The sequence below is a fragment of the Stenotrophomonas sp. STEN023 genome (assembly GCF_056760135.1).
The window spans coordinates 26,065-44,805 of sequence record NZ_JBRREF010000035.1 but is presented as its reverse complement, the minus strand read 5'-3'; the positions used below and the strand labels follow the sequence as shown (position 1 = coordinate 44,805).

The 18,741-nt window shown below is 60.5% G+C and carries 17 protein-coding genes; 9 read left to right on the top strand and 8 right to left on the bottom strand.

Annotation, left to right across the window (positions count from 1 at the left end):
* Positions 1-89: 89 nt before the first annotated feature.
* Positions 90-1,022 (bottom strand): SDR family oxidoreductase, encoded by a 933-nt coding sequence (locus ACVOLV_RS11705; protein ID WP_481554550.1) that lies wholly within the window; start codon positions 1,020-1,022, stop codon positions 90-92.
* 65 nt (positions 1,023-1,087) lie between these two features.
* Between ACVOLV_RS11705 and ACVOLV_RS11700 the strand changes: the two genes are divergently transcribed.
* Positions 1,088-1,471 (top strand): MerR family transcriptional regulator, encoded by a 384-nt coding sequence (locus tag ACVOLV_RS11700; RefSeq protein WP_481554549.1) that lies wholly within the window; start codon positions 1,088-1,090, stop codon positions 1,469-1,471.
* Between the two features lie 298 nt (positions 1,472-1,769).
* Here ACVOLV_RS11700 and glyA read toward each other — a convergent pair whose 3' ends face one another.
* The 3 genes from glyA to ACVOLV_RS11685 form a co-directional block, all read right to left on the bottom strand.
* Positions 1,770-3,041 carry a serine hydroxymethyltransferase gene (gene glyA / locus ACVOLV_RS11695; protein ID WP_481554548.1) on the bottom strand — a complete coding sequence of 424 codons (1,272 nt, stop codon included), beginning with the start codon at positions 3,039-3,041 and terminating at the stop codon, positions 1,770-1,772.
* 193 nt (positions 3,042-3,234) lie between these two features.
* On the bottom strand, positions 3,235-4,050 hold the full coding sequence (locus ACVOLV_RS11690) for a YggS family pyridoxal phosphate-dependent enzyme (RefSeq protein WP_481554547.1): 816 nt from the start codon (positions 4,048-4,050) through the stop codon (positions 3,235-3,237).
* A complete protein-coding gene (locus ACVOLV_RS11685; protein ID WP_481554546.1) occupies positions 4,050-5,285 on the bottom strand; it encodes a benzoate/H(+) symporter BenE family transporter in 1,236 nt (411 codons plus the stop codon). The genes ACVOLV_RS11690 and ACVOLV_RS11685 overlap by 1 nt, the downstream gene beginning before the upstream one ends.
* A 104-nt stretch (positions 5,286-5,389) precedes the next feature.
* On the opposite strand from ACVOLV_RS11685, the gene pdxR reads away from it, so the two are divergent.
* Positions 5,390-6,886, top strand: a complete 1,497-nt coding sequence (gene pdxR / locus ACVOLV_RS11680) for a MocR-like pyridoxine biosynthesis transcription factor PdxR (RefSeq protein ID WP_481554545.1) — start codon at positions 5,390-5,392, stop codon at positions 6,884-6,886.
* Positions 6,887-6,997: 111 nt separating this feature from the next.
* On the opposite strand, the gene ACVOLV_RS11675 is transcribed toward pdxR, so the two are convergent.
* The 4 genes from ACVOLV_RS11675 to ACVOLV_RS11660 form a co-directional block, all read right to left on the bottom strand.
* Positions 6,998-7,321 carry a DMT family transporter gene (locus ACVOLV_RS11675; RefSeq protein WP_481554544.1) on the bottom strand — a complete coding sequence of 108 codons (324 nt, stop codon included), beginning with the start codon at positions 7,319-7,321 and terminating at the stop codon, positions 6,998-7,000.
* A 502-nt stretch (positions 7,322-7,823) separates the two neighbouring features.
* Positions 7,824-10,664, bottom strand: coding sequence for a hypothetical protein (locus ACVOLV_RS11670; RefSeq protein WP_481554543.1), 2,841 nt, complete (start codon positions 10,662-10,664; stop codon positions 7,824-7,826).
* A gap of 334 nt (positions 10,665-10,998) precedes the next feature.
* Entirely contained in the window at positions 10,999-11,964 is a 966-nt protein-coding gene (locus ACVOLV_RS11665; RefSeq protein WP_296248033.1) for an arsenic resistance protein, read from the bottom strand.
* 138 nt (positions 11,965-12,102) lie between these two features.
* The gene (locus tag ACVOLV_RS11660; protein WP_481531216.1) at positions 12,103-12,468 is read right to left on the bottom strand and encodes an ArsR/SmtB family transcription factor; all 366 of its coding nucleotides are present in this window, start codon (positions 12,466-12,468) and stop codon (positions 12,103-12,105) included.
* Positions 12,469-12,602: 134 nt separating this feature from the next.
* Between ACVOLV_RS11660 and ACVOLV_RS11655 the strand changes: the two genes are divergently transcribed.
* From ACVOLV_RS11655 to ACVOLV_RS11625, 7 genes are all read left to right on the top strand, one after another.
* Positions 12,603-12,794: a hypothetical protein gene (locus ACVOLV_RS11655; protein WP_481531215.1), complete on the top strand. Its 192-nt coding sequence runs from the start codon at positions 12,603-12,605 to the stop codon at positions 12,792-12,794.
* A gap of 12 nt (positions 12,795-12,806) precedes the next feature.
* Positions 12,807-13,340: a hypothetical protein gene (locus ACVOLV_RS11650; RefSeq protein ID WP_481554542.1), complete on the top strand. Its 534-nt coding sequence runs from the start codon at positions 12,807-12,809 to the stop codon at positions 13,338-13,340.
* Between the two features lie 277 nt (positions 13,341-13,617).
* Positions 13,618-15,273 carry a phosphoethanolamine transferase gene (locus ACVOLV_RS11645; RefSeq protein ID WP_481554541.1) on the top strand — a complete coding sequence of 552 codons (1,656 nt, stop codon included), beginning with the start codon at positions 13,618-13,620 and terminating at the stop codon, positions 15,271-15,273.
* 60 nt (positions 15,274-15,333) lie between these two features.
* Positions 15,334-15,702, top strand: coding sequence for a diacylglycerol kinase (locus tag ACVOLV_RS11640; protein ID WP_481531245.1), 369 nt, complete (start codon positions 15,334-15,336; stop codon positions 15,700-15,702).
* A gap of 138 nt (positions 15,703-15,840) precedes the next feature.
* Positions 15,841-16,179, top strand: coding sequence for a hypothetical protein (locus ACVOLV_RS11635; protein WP_481554540.1), 339 nt, complete (start codon positions 15,841-15,843; stop codon positions 16,177-16,179).
* Positions 16,180-16,238: 59 nt separating this feature from the next.
* Complete coding sequence (locus tag ACVOLV_RS11630) at positions 16,239-17,492, top strand: TolC family protein (RefSeq protein WP_481554539.1); 1,254 nt, start codon at positions 16,239-16,241, stop codon at positions 17,490-17,492.
* Entirely contained in the window at positions 17,489-18,736 is a 1,248-nt protein-coding gene (locus tag ACVOLV_RS11625; protein WP_481531210.1) for an efflux RND transporter periplasmic adaptor subunit, read from the top strand. The genes ACVOLV_RS11630 and ACVOLV_RS11625 overlap by 4 nt, the downstream gene beginning before the upstream one ends.
* Positions 18,737-18,741: the final 5 nt, after the last annotated feature.

The window sequence follows — 18,741 nt, the reverse complement described above, 5'->3', positions numbered from 1 at the left end:
GAATTTGTAGGCTTGCCGGGTCTTGCTGGTGATCTTGCCTGCAGACATGACTGTCTCCCAATGCCGCCCCCAACAGAGGCTAGCTCTGTCTAGGAAATCCTGGGAACTCCATAGCGCGCAACGGGACGAATACTCAGCAGGAGTTTCAACAGCCAAAGAGGGACGTGGTGCTTTGGCGGTTTAGCGCCAAGCGGCTTTGCCACCACCGTCAGAAGTTCTCGCAAGCCAGGGCTTTGGCCATCAAGCGCCAGCAGCTCCTTTCCACCCATGCCAGGATCAAACGCGCATGCAGCCGCCAGCTCAACCAGATCGTCCACGGTGACCAGCGGCAGCCAATGGTTGGCAGTGCCGGGGACAGCCGTCAGCTTGCCCTGCACAAGATTGCGTATCAATTCGACCAGCGGCTGGCCGTCGAGAATATGCCCGGTGCGACTGTGGCCGCAAACGGTGGCCGGGTGGACAACGGCCATCTCCCCTCCCGTAGCTGACATCACTCCCAAGGTTGAGAAATGCGCCTCCAGCTTGCTCCCTTCGTAAGCACCCACACGACGATAGACGGCCGACCAGTTGGTCAGCTCTGGATGGGCAATGTCGATCCCGATGCGTTGAAGGTGCTCATCGTTTTTCAGCATGTAACCGCCGAACATTACCAATCGGCTATCTTGCTCCGCGGCCAATAAAGCCACGCGCCTCGAACCTTCAACGTTGACCGCACGGGCTTGCTCCATTGAGAGCCCCCAAGCGAAATTGGCGCCCAGATGGAATACAACCCTGGATTGCCTTACCACCTCCCGATCCGCATGGCTCAGCCCAACGCTCTCTTCAGCAAGGTCACCGGCTACGGCAAAGACTTTTGTTGCAACCCCTCCCAGTTGGTCGACTTGCTCGCGCAACGCTGCCAGGCGCTCCGGGCGACGCATCAGCACCCGAACCGTATGCCCCTTCGAACTCAGGCATGCCACTAGATGCTGCCCGATGAAGCCGGTCCCTCCCGTAACAAAGCACTCGACGCCCACTTCCATATTCCTTGGTAGGTGAAAAATCGAGTGTAAACTGTAGACCTAACTCTACAGTCAAGAGCTTCTTCATGAGAATCGGCGAACTCGAGATCCGTAGTGGCGCTAGTCGCCATACCCTGCGCTACTACGAAAAGATCGGCCTGATCTCAACGTCACGGCGTACCAACAACTACCGTGTTTACACAGCACAAACACTCCAGGATGTGGAGTTCATCCAGCATGCGCAGAGCATGGGATTTTCGCTTGGTGAAATAGGCGAAATTCTAGGTGCTCGCCGAAGCAAGGCGATCGATTGCGCTGCAGGCGTGGCCATCATCTCCAAGAAGATGGCGGATATTGAAAGCAAAATATCGCGCCTCAGAATGATTCATGAGTATTTGAATAAGGAACGCGCAACCCTCAGTTCCAGTGCGGCCAAGCAGCTGGAACTTCAGCAGCAGACTACCTTTTAGTCAGCAGCCAGATCACATGGTCCGAATGCCGCCTGCCCGCAGAACCACGGCGTTGATCCCGAGACAGAACGCGCAGCCGTTGATCTTTGACATGCGCAGATAGACCAACTCGACCAGCGGCCTGCCTAACGGACTATTGTCCAGGGGCTGTTCGCGAGCGCGGAGGCGCGATAGGCCTCGAGCGCTAGGGTCTGATACAGCAATCGAAGAGACAACATCGACGAGCTGCTGAAAGTAAGAGGAAGGGCGCTGCAAGGCGTAAGATGCCGCGCAGCGCCCCCTTGGTGCGCTGAGCTGTTCAGCTGTACACCGGGTGGCGCCTGCACAGCGCCACCACCTTCGTACGCACCTGGTCACGGGTGCTTGTCAGTACTTCGTCGCCAAACTCGAGCGCATCGAGCACATCGCACAGCCAGCCCGCCAGTTGCTCGCATTCGGGCACACCGAAGCCGCGTGTTGTCACCGCCGGCGTGCCGATGCGCAGCCCTGAGGTTACGAACGGCGAGCGGGGGTCATTGGGGACGGAATTTTTGTTAGTGGTGATGTACGCATCGGCCAGCGCAGCGTCGGCGTCCTTGCCGGTGTACGGCTTGGCGGACAGATCGATCAGCATCAGATGGTTGTCGGTGCCACCCGAGACGATCGGGTAACCACGTTGCTGCACAACCCCTGCCATCGCGCGAGCATTGGCCACCACTTGGCGTTGATACGTCTTGAACTCGGGGCGCATCGCCTCCTTGAACGCCACCGCCTTGGCCGCGATGCCATGCATCAACGGCCCCCCTTGGGTGCCGGGGAACACGGCTGAGTCGAGCTTTCTATAGAAATCACTGCCCTGCCCCTTGGCTAGGATCAGGCCGCCACGCGGGCCGCGCAGCGTCTTGTGGGTCGTGCTGGTCACGACATGGGCATGCGGAAGCGGATCGGGGTATTCGCCCGCAGCCACCAGACCGGCGACATGCGCCATGTCCACCCAGAAGATCGCGCCCACCTCGTCGGCGATCGCCCGCATCCGCTCCCAGTCCTTGTGGCGCGAGTATGCTGAGAAGCCGCCGATCAGCATCTTCGGCCGCGTTGCATGCGCAACGCGCGCCATCTCGTCGTAGTCGATCAGACCTGTATCGGGGTTGAGTCCGTAAGGCACGATGTTGTAGTGGCGGCCGGAGAAGTTGGCCGGATTGCCGTGCGTCAGGTGACCGCCCTGCGCTAGGTTCATGCCCATGACGGTGTCGCCGGGCTGGGCCAGCGCCAGGAACACCGCTGCGTTCGCCTGCGCGCCGGCATGCGGCTGGACATTGGCGTAGTCGCAATTGAACAACGCCTTGACACGTTCGATCGCTAGACGTTCGGCGACATCTACGAAGCCGCAGCCACTGTAGTAGCGCTTGCCGGGGTAACCTTCTGCGTACTTATTGGTGAGCACCGAGTTCTGGACCGCCATCACGAGCGGACTGGCGTAGTTCTCAGACGCAATTAGCTCGACGTGATCTTCCTGCCGGCGCAATTCATCTTGGATGGACTGCGCCAGCTCGGGGTCGAAATCGGAAAGGGCTACAGTGGCGTCATACATGGGAATGTCCTATCGGGTGGAGTAATTTTTGGGGGAGGCAGGACCACCAGCAGACTGACCGGGACAAGGCAGTCAACGCAGACACGTTTGCTACCTGCTTCCAAATAGGACACGGCGTAGATGCGCGCGACGAGCAGCGACACCCACGTGCGTAGGTTCTCGAATGCCAGATGGCGGATGACCGCAACCTTCTTCATGCGTTCGCCATTTCAGCACCCGCATCGTCGGGCCAGTAGTAGTGGTCGGGCAACAAGCGCGCACCGAAGATCGCCTGCCCGACGCGCACCACCGTCGCCCCTTCCTCGATCGCGATCTCGAAGTCACCCGACATGCCCATCGACAGTTCGTCGAGTGCAATGCCGGCAGGCATATCCTGTCGCAACCGGTCGCGCAGCCCGCTTAGCAGGCCGAAGCAGCGGCGCACGCGCTCGGCCTCACTGGAAAACAGCGCCAGGGTCATAAGGCCGCGCACACGCAACGCCGGGAACGCAGGCAGCGCCTGGAGGAAGGCTGGCACGTCATCCGGCGCGAGTCCGTACTTGCTCACCTCGCCCGAGGTGTTGACCTGCACGTAAACATCCAGCGAACGGCCCTCGATCTGCAGCCGCCGCTCCAGCGCCTCGGCGACGCGCAGGCTGTCGAGCGCCTGGAACTCGCTGGCAAACCGCGCCACCTGCTTGGCTTTGTTGGTTTGCAGATGGCCGATGACCGACCACTGCAGATCGCTCAGATCCTGCATCGCCTCCCACTTGCGGTGCGCTTCCTGCACCTTGTTCTCGCCCAGCAGCCGGCAACCCGCGGCATACGCCAGGCGCAGGCTGGCCTCGGGCTTGGTTTTGCTGACGGGCAGCAGGCGCACCGTCGCCGGATCGCGTCCGGCCCGGTGGCAAGCGGCCTCCATGCGCGCATGCACGGCTGCCAAATTGCGCTGGAAATCCTCGACGCTGGTTGCTTCGGGATAGCGGCCGTGCCGGTCGTGATCTGTGGTAGTGACGTATGTAGCCGGCATCAATGTGGCCTCCCATTCAAAGGCATTGCCGTGGCCGCTGGCACGGCCTGCGACGATCGGCCGTTGAGGATCGCGTACGCCACTAGCCCGATCACCAGACCCCAGAACGCCCCGCCAATGCCCAGCAGCTTTATGTTGGCGGCCGCAGCCAGGAACGTGATCAGAGCGGCTTCGCGGGTCTTGGCGTCGGCCAGCGCGCTGGCCAGGCTCCCCCCGATGGTGCCCAGCAACGCCAGACCAGCGAGCGTAGCGATGAAAGTCGCCGGAAACGCCATGAAGAGCGTCGCCAGTGTCACCCCGAACACACCGACCAAAATGTAGAACACACCGGCGGCCACGCCGGCAACCCAGCGTCTGGAAGGCTGTTCGTGTGCCTCGCGGCCGGTGCAGATCGCCGCGGTAATGGCCGCGATGTTGAACGCGTGCGAGCCGAACGGCGCCATCAGCAACGAGCCCAATCCGGTCAGCGCCACGATGGGGCTGGCGCTGGTCTTGAAACCATCATTGCGCAGTACGAGCATGCCCGGCATGTACTGGCCGGTCAGCGTGATCAGGAACAGCGGCAACGCTACGCTAAACAGGGTATTGAAGGAGAACGCCGGCACGGTGAACACCGGTGCGGCCAATGCCAGACGCAGCTCAGCGACATCGACCCGATCCTGAAACAACAGGAACGCCAACCCCAAGACCAGGACACCCACCACCGCATAACGCGGCGACACGCGCTTGAGTACCAGATAGACGACGATCAACAGCCCCGCCAGCAGCGGGTCCAGGCTGACGCCGGCAAAGGCACCGATACCGAATTGCAGCAGGATGCCGGCCAGCAGTCCGGCGGTCACACCCGGCGGAATCAGCCGAATCACGCGCTCGAACCAGCCGGACAAGCCTAATAGCACGAAGGCAGCCGCCGAGATCAGATAGGCGCCAACCGCTTCCCCGTAAGGGGTCGTGGTCAGCGCGGTGACCAAAAATGCTGCAGCCGGCGTCGACCAAGCGGTGATGATCGGCTCGCGGGTCGTCCAGCTCAGGAGGATGCCGGTGACACCGACTCCTATGGAGACCGCCCACACCCACGAGGCCGTCAGTTCCGGGCTTAGGCCCGCGCTCTTGGCGGCTTGGAACACCAGGATAAAGGTGCCGCCATAGTTGACGATGACGGAGATGAGCCCGGCGATGACCGGGTGAGGGAGGTCCTTCCAGTGAAGGGACGCAGATTTGGGGGCATCGGCCATGTGTAACGGGCTTCTCCTGCAGCGGCAGTGGACTTGCGGTGCCCATTTATAGGCGGACAATGGCCTGATTTCCCCCGCCACTTTCACCCTATAAAGCAGACCATTTGTTCAAACATGCCCAACTTGAATCGGTGAAGGCCACGATCGGCGACCCTGCGCAAAGCGCCTTGCCGCTGCATCTGCGGGTGCAACGCGCCATACGCCAGCTCATCCTCGATGGCATGCTCGATGTCGGCCGGCCCCTGCCAGCGTCGCGTGCGCTGGCGAAATCGCTGGGCGTCTCGCGTGACACCATCGAGACCGCCTACGGCCAGTTGCATGCCGAGGGCTTCATTGAACGCCTCGTAGGCAGCGGCAGCTTCGTGTCCGAACACACGCAACGCCGGCCCGGACGGGGTAGGGCACGGCACACCCCACCCACCCCTACGGCGCCGCGCCTGAGCCAGCGCGGCAGCGCGCTCGTCCAGCGCGGCGGCGTGCGCGACTTCCTCGCGCCGCGCGCGTTCGCTCCCGGTGTGCCGGAGACGCGCAGCTTTCCCCTGCAAATCTGGAAACGGTTGGAACGCCAGGTCCTGAAGGAGTACGGCACCCGGACCCTGCTGCACAGCCCGGCGCAGGGCATGGTGCCACTGCGACAGGCCATTGCTGACTACGTCAACCTCGAACGCGGCGCGCGTGCCACACCCGATCGCGTCCTGGTACTGACCAGCTCCCAGCAGGCACTAACGCTGTGCGCCACTCTGTTGCTCGATGCAGGAGAGCGGATCTTCATCGAGGACCCCGGCTACCACGGTGCACGCAAAGCTTTCGAAGCCGCTGGGTTGCATTGCGTGCCTGTTCCGGTCGACGCGCATGGACTGCAGGTCGACCGCCTGCTCGAGGCCAGCCTGCAGCCCGGCGGCGCTGCACGCGCTGTGTTCCTAACGCCCTCGCACCAGTTCCCGACCGGCGCGACGCTGCCGCTGGACCGGCGCTTGGCCATCATCGAATGGGCCAGGGCGCACGACAGCTGGATCATTGAGGACGACTACGACAGCGAGTTTCATTACGCAGGCAAACCGACTGCCTGCGTACAAGGGCTCGATCCATACGAGCGCACCCTCTACATCGGCACCTTCACCAAATCACTATTTCCCGGTCTTCGCATCGGCTACATGGTGCTTCCACCGCCACTGATCGCGCCAATGACCGCCGCGCGCACTCTGCTCGATGGCCACAGCGCCCCCATTCCCCAACTCACGCTCGCGCGCTTCATCGAGGGCGGCCACTTCGGCGCCCATGTGCGAAGCATGCGCACAGTGTATGCAGAACGAAGGGACGTGCTAGCAGAGCTGGTCCAGCAACGCCTGTCCGAATTCATGGAGCCCCGCGTGCCGGCTGGCGGCATGCAGATGCCCTGCGTCTTCGTCCGCGACCTGTCCGAAGCCGACGCCGTGGACGCCGCACATCGGGCAGGCATCGACCTGCTCGGCCTAACCACGTTATCCAAATCGGACGCCCCTACGCAGGGCTTTCTGATGGGCTTCGCTGCCCACGCCCCTCCCGAGCTCGAAGCGGGAGTCAAGACGCTGGCGAAAGTGATACGCGGGCTGCGTCGTTGAGTCCTCGAGGGACACGGCGTGATCATCCTGAAACATGAGCCTATTCGGCAGCACGAAGTAAAAACGTGCCAAAGAACATCTGACCCTTCTCCCCTCGGTGAGGAAGACACGTCAGGCAACCAGCCGAGACCAGCGATCGCCGAAAAGCGATATCAAAATTCCGACCAGCATTACCAGCGCGCCTGCAAGCTTGATGAGGGAAACGGGACGATGGGCAGATCCCATCAATGCGAAATGGTCGATGGCCAACGAAGACAGCAGCTGCCCCGCGATAACCAATCCAATGAGCGCGCCCATACCGGTGCGGGGCACCAGGATGACGTTGCTGAGCAGAGCAAACGCCCCGATCACGCCGCCAGCAACACCGATGCCGGCTGCGCGGGGATGCCCGCAAGCAGCCCCCCTTGCAATAGGATTCAACTCAGAAAGTGCCATTGGACGACCCAACTGACCTGCAGCCTTCTTGTCCGCCCCTCTATCCACATGGCGAGGACAAGAAGGCTGTCGCCTTGGGCCGGAGCCTGAGTTGCGATGTTTAAAGGCAAGCCACAAGCCCGCACCCTCAACTTCGTCGCCATGAAAGCTCACGACGCCACGAACCGGGAATCCCGACTCTATGCTGCCGTTAGCTGCAGGATGTCAATTCGCAATCCGCTGGAAACACCAAGTCCGCTTGTTCAGAATGCGAGGGAGGAGCGTGTGTAGATTTCTGTGTAAACGGAACTCGGGTTATGTATCGCCCGACTGTCTCTAGGCGGTGTATGTCCGCTTTGGGTCGCATGACGCCCGACGGCCAGAAGCGGACCTTCGAGAACAGCCGGGGGAGATGAGCACGGCCTTCCCAGCCGCGTTGAATCACAGGCATGTGACCGGTGGCGATGCAACCATTCAGTGCTAGCGGGGAAGCGATTCAGATATCGGCACAAGACGAACGGCACTATTCAGGTAGTCCTGGATCGTCGGGCGGTCTCGAAGCAGCGAATCGCTCTTGGTTCTGGGCGTTATGTGATCGAGCACGCCGAGCCACGGTTTCGACCCGGCGGGCGCCGACGAGCCCTTCGAGCTGCGTGCGGCCGATCTCGGTCAGCGCAATCACCGCACCCTCGCCATACAGGCAGTCCCCGTGCGTTTGTCCATCCGGACCACCGTCTCTCCAACAATACGCAGTCGCCACCAATTGACCATTTGCATCGAACCATCGCGATGTACCGTCCGTCGCTGCCTGCCACCTCAATCGATTGGCTAGGCCCGGATCGAGCGTCAACTCAAAGCGCGGCAGCGGTGCAAGGCCCCGCCGAGTAACGGCACGGACCGGAAAACCAGAGTCGGGCAAGCGCTCGAATAGCGACACGGGGTTTTGACCGGGAGGAAGCTTCGTCCCAAGAAGGCGCATCCGACTCCACTCGTAGGCCGTGAAACTGGATCGCCCCTGGAAGTGGGTCAGCTCAGCCAAGATGGTTTCGGCACCTACCGCGACAGTGAGGTCTTCCTCCACCTGGGCTAGCCAAGTCTCTTCGTCCGCGCTGAAGCCGCGCGGCAGCACTGGTCGGACCACAAACTCCGGCCTTCGATCGATCGCACTCCGCATCCACTCCGGAGAAATCGCGAAGTCACCGAGCAGCGAATCGACTTCATCGGTGTCGATTCGCCCGGCGCCGTCCAACTCGCCGGCCACATGCCGCAACGCACGCAAACCACCAACGAAATGTGGGGCGAAGTATTTCAGCTGCAAACCCAGATTCTGAAGGGTTCCTCTGAGCTCAGCAGCGCCTGCCGAACCAAACGCCTGGACACCGCCCCAGCCGTCTATACATTGCTGGACTCGGTGGCGAATGTGATCCTCGGTTACCCCGGCGATTGACGCGATCTTTTCGATCAAGTCGGTGAAAGGTGCGCACCACGCCGCAGCGTCCGATACGAGAGGCGCACCGAAAGGTCGTTCGCGAAGCGTTTCATCGCGTTCGGTAACCTCAAGCGGAGGAAGAGAAAACCCATAAAACACCGGTAGTGCGCTGCGTCCAACGTGGAGATCCAATCCCCAACGTTCGGCCAACTTACGCGCGAGAACGCGCACTCCAAAGTCGTCATCATTTGCCAGATCGCCAATTCGCGAGGCAAATTGTTCCCGAAGCGCAGGGTTGCCTGTAGACCGAAGCAGTTGAAGCCCTTTGATGATCGAATCGCCCGAATCGCTCAGGAGAGAATTGATAAGGATCCCAAAGGCGGCCGGGTCAGAAGCCGAGAGAGACAGCGCCCCGCCCCCCGCTTGCCACTGAAGTTCCGAAACGGGCAGCGAGATGACCTTATGAAAAAGCTTTGCGATCAGTGCTGAATCCGACAATCCATCTTCATAGTCGACATCCCGGCCTAAAGCGTAATCACGAGTGTGTGGCAGCTGGTCTTGTACTGACGCCCACATGCCAGACCAGTTTGGAGCAGGCTCGAGAAGTGGCCAGATGTCATCGAGATCCCAAAGTAACGAATTGGTGGCGTCGTCTCCGGCGGCCAAGCTCGAGGCCAGATTTGCATAAGCCAATTCGTAGACGCTCTCCCCTTCCAATTGCAGACGGGCACGGAAGTAGCGTTGTCGCCCACCACCCATCATCCACGACCAACTGAAACTACGGTCGGCATCGGGCTGATATTCATTCGTCAAACGAATGGCGACCTCTCGCTGCCCCTCCGCCAAGGCTCTGTCGACAAGAGAGAATCTGGCTCGATTGTCCTCTTGAACCTTTGGATGGCAATCAAATACTTCCAGTGCGAGGTTGAAATCTGAGGCAGACACCAGCCGCCGAAACGCCGATCCGGCTTCGAAGCTGACGGCGCCCGAGGCAGCGTCAGCGTCCAACCTATCCGCCAGTCCCCGCATGTCTAGCGCGTCGTCGTACCGCATAGGGGAGTTGCCTCCACTTCTTGGCAGCGGCGCGTCGCCGGAAATACGAACTTTCGCCGCTTCGACGGTAGCCACGTCTGCGCCGCGCAGGGAAAGCGCGGCCTTCAATGCGTCAACGAGCTCTGGCCTAACATCAACCTGAGCGTGAACCGCGATACTGTCGAGCATCAATCTCCCGATATCGTCCAGAATCTCAGAACCCGCGGTCTGAATTGCCTCGTGAATGAAGTTGGCCTCCTCGGATACTCGATAGTAGGCAGCCCGATGGAATGGCAGGCAAAGCGAAAGCCATGTATTCACGCACGGAAGGACGATCTGTGGATCGCGCCGGATCATGCCCGCCATCAATGCGTCCACGATTTCAGGCATTTCGATCAGACCTGCCTTGAGCAGCGCATCACCCACACTCGAGCCAAGTTGCGCGCTGTCCATGGCAGCCTCAAGAATCAGGCCATGTGCGATCCGGCCTGCCGCATCGCTTCCCTCCGTCGAGGCCATGCCAATCGCCTGCCGCGCAAGCATGCGGACTCGCTCAGAGCGCTGACTTGGGTCCGCTTGGTTGGCCTTCCGCAGTAAAGTCATCCAGAACGCGTACTGCGGGTCTTTTTTTGCACGCAGCGCATATCCCAGGGTATGCGCTCGCTGCTCCGCGAGTAGGGCTTGGCCGCGTGCCGGACGGCCTACGCGCGCAAAGGCCTCGGCGAGGCGCGCAGTGCTCTCCAGGAATTGACCGGGCGTCCCTTGGTCGCGGCGCTCGAGCAAACCATCCATCCGTCGCTCCGCGTCATCCGTGTTCTGACCCAGATTCGCGACGCTTATCTGACCCAAATAGTCGATACAACCATATGTTTTAAATACAATAAAAATAAGTATCACATTCAAAATACCCCCATTTGTACCCCTTGATTGGTTGGATGCGGTCGGACTTACCTGGACAGCAGTGCCGTTTGTCGACGCTCACCCTAGTTGTAGATTTCCTGCTACATGGAACTGTCGCCCGGAGTCACGGGTGACTTCCGCTGCCGGCCAGAAGCGGACATCCGGCAGCCCTCAATAAACATCCATGATCTACTGCCAATCCGCTTTATCTCCGCTCAAACAGAGACCCTCGCGCGGATAGAGGATGAGCGCGGACTGCGCAGAAAGGTACGCTTGGCGGAGTCTTGTTCTACCTGGGTGCAACTGCAAGATTGGGTTGTTGAAGCGTTGACCTACATCATGGCGCTTTCGCCAGTCGCGGGATCAAAGGGATGTAAACCAACGTGGCGACAAGCTCTACCAAGGTCTGAGTAACAATCACGGCGGGAATGATTGGCAAAGCTCCGGGCACAACTAGAGCCAGAGGCAACACCACCAGCGAGTTGCGGGTAGCTGCCGAGAACGCGATGGCCCTCTGGGCAGCGGCTGGTATGTTGAAACTTCTTGCTACGGCCAGGCCGACTAGGGGGGCGATAGCTGCGTAAATGAGATAGACCGGAAGCGCCGCAGCCACGGCTTGCAGTGCAGCCTCCAGCTGAGGAGTTACCGCGGCTATGACGATCAACAGGACTGCAGCTGTGGCTGGTACCGGAAGGGCGCCAGCAATTCGCTCGACCTCTTCCATACAAACGGATCTTCGGCCCAATCCCTGCAGAGTAGCAGCCAGCAATATTGGGATGACGATAAGAAAGCCAAAGGCATGCAGGAATGGACCTGGCCGAACCAGATCTGCGGCAGCCTGACCAAGAAAGATCTTAAGGTAGAGTGGCAGCAGAATCATCTGGACAATCAAGAGGATTGGAGTTGTTGCCAGCAACAGTGGAGCGTCCGACTTGCCAAGATGCGAGAAAGTAACCACATAGTCGATGCACGGACATAGAAGTACAAAGAGCATGGCGATGGCGATTAGCGGCTGCTCCGGGAACATCGGTACCATCAATGCAACTAGCAACGGGATTGCTATGAAATTGGTGACTAGCAAGGCAGCGACGAATCGCAAATTCCTCAAGGACGCTGCTATAGATGACAGCGGCACCTGCAGGAACGTCACGAAGAGCATCGCCCCCAAGGCCGGCGTGATGAGCACCTCCAGCCGTCCCGTCCCAGGGACCTTGAGAGCCAGAAGAAAACCCATGGCCATGGCGGCGAAGTAGATCGCCGTCTGGTGCCTTTCCATTTGCTCGCGCAGGTGATGCAGCTTCACTTATAAACCCCAGATCGTTCAGTCATTCGGCCACACCTGAGCATCTCGCCGTCATCGCTTTATCCGTTTCCCAGCTCGGGCAGAAGCGTGGGTTCTTGCACGCTTTACTCTTGCGGGCCGCGTTTTCACTGCGTTTTCTCACGGATCAACGACTGATCGAGCAGGCCGGCCAGTGCACTGGGCAAAGAGTTTGATCGCTCTATCGCAGTGGATGCAGTGGCCGTTGCAGCAGTCACGCATCAGGAACGCAACTAGGTCGGACAGGGCTGCGAAGCTAGCACTGTAGATGATTGACCTGCCCGCACGGCGGCCCGCAACAAGGCCGCCATGCTCCAGTTCTTTGAGATGAAAGGACACCCTAGACGGGCTTGCATTTCCCAACTCGTGCGAAATAGATCCGGCGGACATTCCAGCCGCCCCGGCCACCACGAGCATTCGTATGATGCGCAGACGGTCTTGATGTGCAATTGCGCCAAATCCTCGCAGCGCTTCCGCCTCATTCATTTCAACTATTCATGTAATGATTAAATGTAAGGGTATCCACGCGCAAAATTGGTGTCAAACGCACTTCCTCTGACATCGTCAGATCGTCTGATCTGATCTCGTTGGTTGCGTGCTGTGCCGAGCTGGACGTTGGAATGGCGCTGAAGTTCCTACAGGACAAGCCTGTCGAGATGCTCATCGCCCAGGACTATGCAGACGCCAAGGTGGCTGCCATCTGGGGTACAGCAACGTTCTACATCAACGGGAAGTCGCTGATGGCACTATCACCCACCGCGCTGCGCGCAGCGGTATCGAGCTGCGTGACCAATTCCGCGTGTCGATGCTAGATTGTCGGAAAAATGTTGCAGTTGATCCTGCATCACCCCGCGTCCAAACGCATCGCGGAAAAGCACACGTCTGAGGAATGTCGGAACGCGGCGATGAGGGCAGTTGCATCAACTAAATTCGCCATGAATTCAGGTGTTTTTCCCATTTTTATCGTGGACAATGTAGCCACGAACGCCCCTCTGGAGCAGCGTTCGTTTTCCGCCAGCATCTGGTCATCTCACTCAATGCATCGAGGCACCTCCCCCGCCATCCGGCTTCTGCTCGCACTACTTCTGGCGGTGTTTATTGCCGTGCCATCGGTCGAAGCCATGGTGTGTGGTGATCAGGGGGACGTGCATGCATTGCAGGAATCGTCGAAGCTATCAGACCCAAGAAAAGATCATGTTTCCACGCACGGACACTGTCATCACGGTGGCGTGTGCCAGGTGCCCGTTGCGTTGACTCTGGAAGAGGTTGCGACCGCATCTGAATCCCTTGCCCTGGTCGCCGCAGGCAACCTCCCATCGGACAGGCGCGACGGCTTGATCCGGCCTCCTAGGGGCTGACAGAACCGGCGTCGCTCGCCTGCTGAGCGACTAAACGGCTGCATCACCGCTGCACCCTCGGTAGTTCCCCAAGCTGTGCGAATGACACAGCGCAGCGATTCACGTCGCTGTGATGGGGAGCTGCGGAAGCGGACCCGCGTGTGCTTGCCGCCCCCCCCTCGCGCGCTTTCCTCCTGGGTAGAACCATGGCCATCTTCCTGCTTTGGGCGCATTACGTGCTCCGGGCCACCATATCTGTTTTTCTGATTTCTGCAGTTCCACCACGGCGAGTCTTGGCATGACCGGCTTACCGCGGTGGCGCAATCGTCCGGAAGTCGGTCAGATAGCGCTGATTCTCATTTCGTCGCTCTACTTCACGGCGGTGTTCAACAACGCATTCGCTCGATTCGTCATCGGTACGACAAACCAAGAGGGAGTTGCGCAGGCACTGGTGCTGGGTGCGGCCCTGATCTTCATCACCGGCATTCATGTGGTGCTGTTCGCCTTGATCGGTTGGCGCTGGTCGCTGAAGCCTATCCTTTTCGTATTGGTGCCTGCGTCCGCCGCGGCGGCCTACTACGCTGACAACTACGGCATCGTTTTTGACGCCAGCATGCTGCGCAACGTGTTCAGAACGGACACGGCGGAAGCCAGTGAGCTGATGACGCTAGGCTTTGCGGGCACGATCCTCCTAAAGAGTGCGCCCCCGTTGCTTGCGCTGCTATGGGTTCGCATTCGTCCTAGCCGAAGTCTGAAGCGATTGGTGGCCGCGCGTCTGCTGCTGCTGATCATAACCGTGGGCATCAGCGGCGGTGCGGCCCTCTTACAGTTCGATGATCTGTCCTCGCTCATGCGCAACAACAAATCCGCGCGCTACCTGATCACACCCGAGAACTACATCGTATCCAGCATCCGCGTGCTCCAACAGGATCGTCGCTCTCAGCCCGGCCCCCTGGCCAAGGTGGCCGAGGATGCACGGATCGAGATGCATCCGGTAGGTTCGAAGCCTCATCTTCTGGTGATCGTGGTAGGTGAGACCGTCCGCGCGCAGAACTGGGGGCTGAACGGCTACGCGCGGCAGACAACGCCGCAGCTGGCTAGGCGCAATGTGGTCAACTACGGAGACGTGACCGCTTGTGGATCTAACACAGAGGTCTCCGTGCCCTGCATGTTCTCCGTGTATGGAAGGCGAAATTATGACCGGGATAGGATCAGGCGCTCTGAGTCGCTGCTGCATGTGCTGGAGCGTGCGGGCGTCAAGACGCTATGGCGCGACAACCAGTCTGGATGCAAAGGCGTCTGCGCAGACCTTGCGTTTGAATCCTACAGGGAACCTCCCACGCATCCGCTGTGTACGGACCAGTCCTGCCGAGACGAAGTGATGCTCAGCGGACTACACGATGCCATTGACGACAATCCTGGAGACGTCGTGGTGGTTCTACATCAGCTTGGAAATCACGGTCCAGCCTACTTCAAACGCTACGGTGAAGAGTTTAGGACGTTCGTGCCGGACTGCCGCAGCGCTGATCTTGGAAAGTGCGCTCGAGAGGAGATCGTCAACGCCTACGACAACGCAATTGTCGCAACTGACGACTTTCTCGCAAAAACCGTTGACATGCTAGCGGCGGATTCGTCGCACGACACCGCCATGATCTACCTGTCGGATCACGGCGAGTCGCTCGGGGAAGCAAACCTCTACCTCCACGGACTTCCCTATGCGATCGCCCCATCCACACAGGTCAAGGTGCCGATGGTTGTGTGGCTGTCGGACGGCCTCCAGAAGAGCCGTGGAATCGATGCTGCATGCCTTCGGGAACAGGCAACCAAACCCCTGAGTCACGACAACCTGTTTCATTCGGTGCTCGGGCTCATGCAAGTGCAGACCAGATCCAAGGACGAAGCATTGAATCTGTTTGGCCGATGCGAGAAGTCGCTTGACCGCGCCGAGAGATGAGTGGGAAGAGATTCCCACTGGCTGCAACGTTCACACATGACGGAAGAACAAGGAATAGACGTGGCTGACACCTATGGACACCGACCTCGCGGCCCGCGCGGCGTGCTGAAGGCATTTCGATGGTCCATGCTGGGGAGTCGTGCGGCCTGGCTGCACGACTCCTCATTCCACCTCGAGGCGGTTGTGCTGTTGCTGCTTGCCCCCACAGCCTTCTGGATAGTCGAAACTCCGGTCGAGTTCGTGCTGCTGGGCTCGCTGCTGCTGGTCTTGGCGGCGGAACCGCTCAATTCCGCGGTTGAGACGGTTATAGAGAGGTACGGGCCTGAACGCCACGAACTGGCCGGACGGGCCAAGGACATGGGCTCGGCCGCTGTGTTCATGATGCTCGTCAATGCGGTGTTGGCATGGGGTGTTATCGGGCTCATGTGAAGTGCATGTTCCAATCATTACCCTAGCTCGTGGCTGGTGGGTTCTGTAGCTGTCCAACGGGTGCTTAGATCCGAACCCGTGTCGCAACGGCCTCTATTGTTATTGTATCCATGCCCAAGTCATTGATAGCCTTCCCGAATGCGTGAAACTTCCCGGAAAATTGGGCTCTACCTGATGATGCTGCTGATGGCGGCGTTTGTGGTCGTGCCCATTTCCGACACACTGGCTTGCGCGCTTGAGTCGCACGCAACGGCGAGTGCTGCACAGGATGTTGCGAGTGACCCGGATGGGAAGGCAGACCACGAGGTCCCGGCAGCCGGTTGCAGTCATGGCCACTGCCATCATTCCAATGCCAGTCTTCCTTTGGAAGCTGTGAGCCCGCCGCCGCAGGTGGTATCGGCAGCATGGGACGCGTTTACTGGCATCAACGCCTATACCGTTGTACTTGATGGGTTGACGCGTCCGCCCCAGGGCTGATCAGAGCTTGACCCGCGTAGTGCGGGATCTCGTTTCTTTTCACCTCTGGAAAAATCTAAATGTCGACCTCCACACGTCGGCCGCTTCAGGCGGCCGGGCTGTTCGTGGCTGTCCTGCTGGCGCTCGCGCCTGCGGGGCCTGCGTCAGCGCAAGCTTCGCCCTCCTATGACGACCTGCTGGTTCGTCTTGATCAGCTGTCGGGCACCATTCAAGGCGTTGCATTGTCTGAAGCCGCCGATGCCCGTGTTCAACAGGCACGTGCACTCAAGAATCCGACGCTCTCCTACGACCTTGAGAACGCGCAGGGCACCGGCGCGTATCGCGGCACTAGCAACGCCGATTCGATCATCACCTTGTCCCAACCGCTGGAGCTATTCGGTCAGCGAGGTGCGCGTGTGCGTGCAGCGCAGAGCGAAGCCCAGGCCGCAGGGCTGCGTAGCGAATTGAGCCGGAGCGAAGTGGCCGCGCTCCTGGCAACGACCTATGCACAGGCCGAGAGCGCACTGAGACGCTATGAGCTCGCTAATGAAGCACTCCAGCTCATCCAGGACGACGCCGACGCCACCAGTGCCATGGTCCAACAGGGGCGGGAGCCCCAGCTCCGTGCCTTGCAGGCGCAGAGTGAAGTGTCCAATGCAAAGGCCGCGCTCGACGAAGCCTTGGCATCCCGGGATGCGGCCTTTGCGCGACTGGCAGGAGCAGCGCAGCTGGATGCATCCGTAAACGCCATCAGTGAAAGCCTGCTGGATCGTGCGCCCCCGCTGCCCATGGGCGATACCCGTGCAGCATTGGCAGTCCGGATCGCCGAGGCTGAGGCGGCGACGGCGGGCAGGCTCGTGGACGTGGAACGCAAGCGCGCGCTTCCCGACCTGAGCGCAACCGTGGCACAGACAAACTTCCGCCTCGAAAACGAGCGTGCCTACAACATCGGAGTGAGTCTCTCGATCCCGCTCTTCGACCGGAACAGCGGCGGGATTCGCGCAGCATATGCCGAGCAGCGTGCTGCCGATGCTCGGCTTGAGCAGCAGAAGCGCGAGAGTGAAGCCAACCGCCTTTCCGCGATCGCATCACTGAAGGCTTCCAACAGCAGAACGCGGGCTGCGGACGATAGCGTCACGGCCGGCGAGGAGGCCTACCGACTCGCCCGCATCGGGTTTGAAACAGGCCGCATCTCCCAGTTGGAGCTACGCAGCACCCGCTCGACCCTGATCGCTGCGCGCGCCTCTGCCGTAGACGCAAGACTGGCACGCGTCGCCGCCGAAATTGAACTTGCCCGTCTCGAAGGACGCGTCCCCTTTCTGGAGCAGAAATGAACAAGCCCCGTAACCCCATTCTCGTAGGCGCGCTGCTGCTGTCGGCCCTGGTTCTCACTGGTGGATTGACCGGCTGCAAGGGTTCCAGCGAAGCCCCCGCGACCGAAAAGGAAGCATCGGGAAAAGATGACGGCCATGGCCACCAGGAAGGTAAAGGCGAAGGTGAGGGCAATACCAAGCCCGCCGACGACCATGTCGGCGAGGAAGCTGGCGCACATGCAGAGGAAGAGGCCCCAGAGGGCGTGGTCAAGCTCACCGCAGACCAGATCAAGGCGTCCGGCGTGGGCGTGATGGCCGTAGGACGGGGCGGTGGTGCTTCCACGCGCATTGCAGGACGCGTGGAGCCCTCCATTGGTGCGCGTGCATCGGTCGCGGCAACCGTCACCGGTCGCGTTGAACGTGTCCTCGTGGCACCGGGCTCCCAGGTGAAGGCCAACCAGACGCTTGCTGTCGTGGTCAGCGGTGACGCGGCTACATTCCGTGCAGCTGCGGTCTCGGCGGGAGCCGAGGCCGAAGTCGCCCGATTGGTGTATGGGCGCGATAAGGCGCTGGTGGAGCAAGGCGTCGTTGCCCGCCAGGAGATGGAGACCTCGCGTGCGCGCTCGATCGCCGCGGAAGCGGCGGCTGCGGCGGCACGTGCCCAGGCGGCGGCCAATGGCTCGCCCGACAGTTCCGGCCGCGTGAGCATTACCAGCCCGGTGTCGGGCGTCGTCGGCAACGTGCAGGTTACGCCGGGCGGGGTGGTATCAGCGGGCAGTGTGGTCGCCGACGTTTCGAACCCCGACATGAACGAGCTGGTCTTCACCGCACCACCTGCACTGGCCTCACAGGTCGCCGCCGGTATGAAGCTGGAGGTGACCGCTCCGACGGGCGCATTCCAGGCAGAGGTCACCGGTGTGGCCGCCGACATCCGTCAGCAGGGTGGCACCACGGTGATTCGTGCGAAGCCACTGACCGCAACCTTGCCGCCTGCAGGCTCGCCGATTTCGGCGCTGGTGGTGGCCGACGGAGACGCCGATTCGCTCAGCGTACCGGCCGATGCCGTGCAGACAGTGAACGGTGCCAGCGTGGTATTTATCGAAACCCCGGAAGGCTTCAAAGCCACGCCAGTGATGGTGGGACGTCGTGCCGGCGGCAGCGTCGAGATCGTCAACGGCCTCAAAGGCGACGAGCGCATCGTAGGCACCAATGCCTTTCTGCTCAAGGCCGAACTGGCTAAGGGTGAAGCCGAGCACGGCCACTAAGGAAA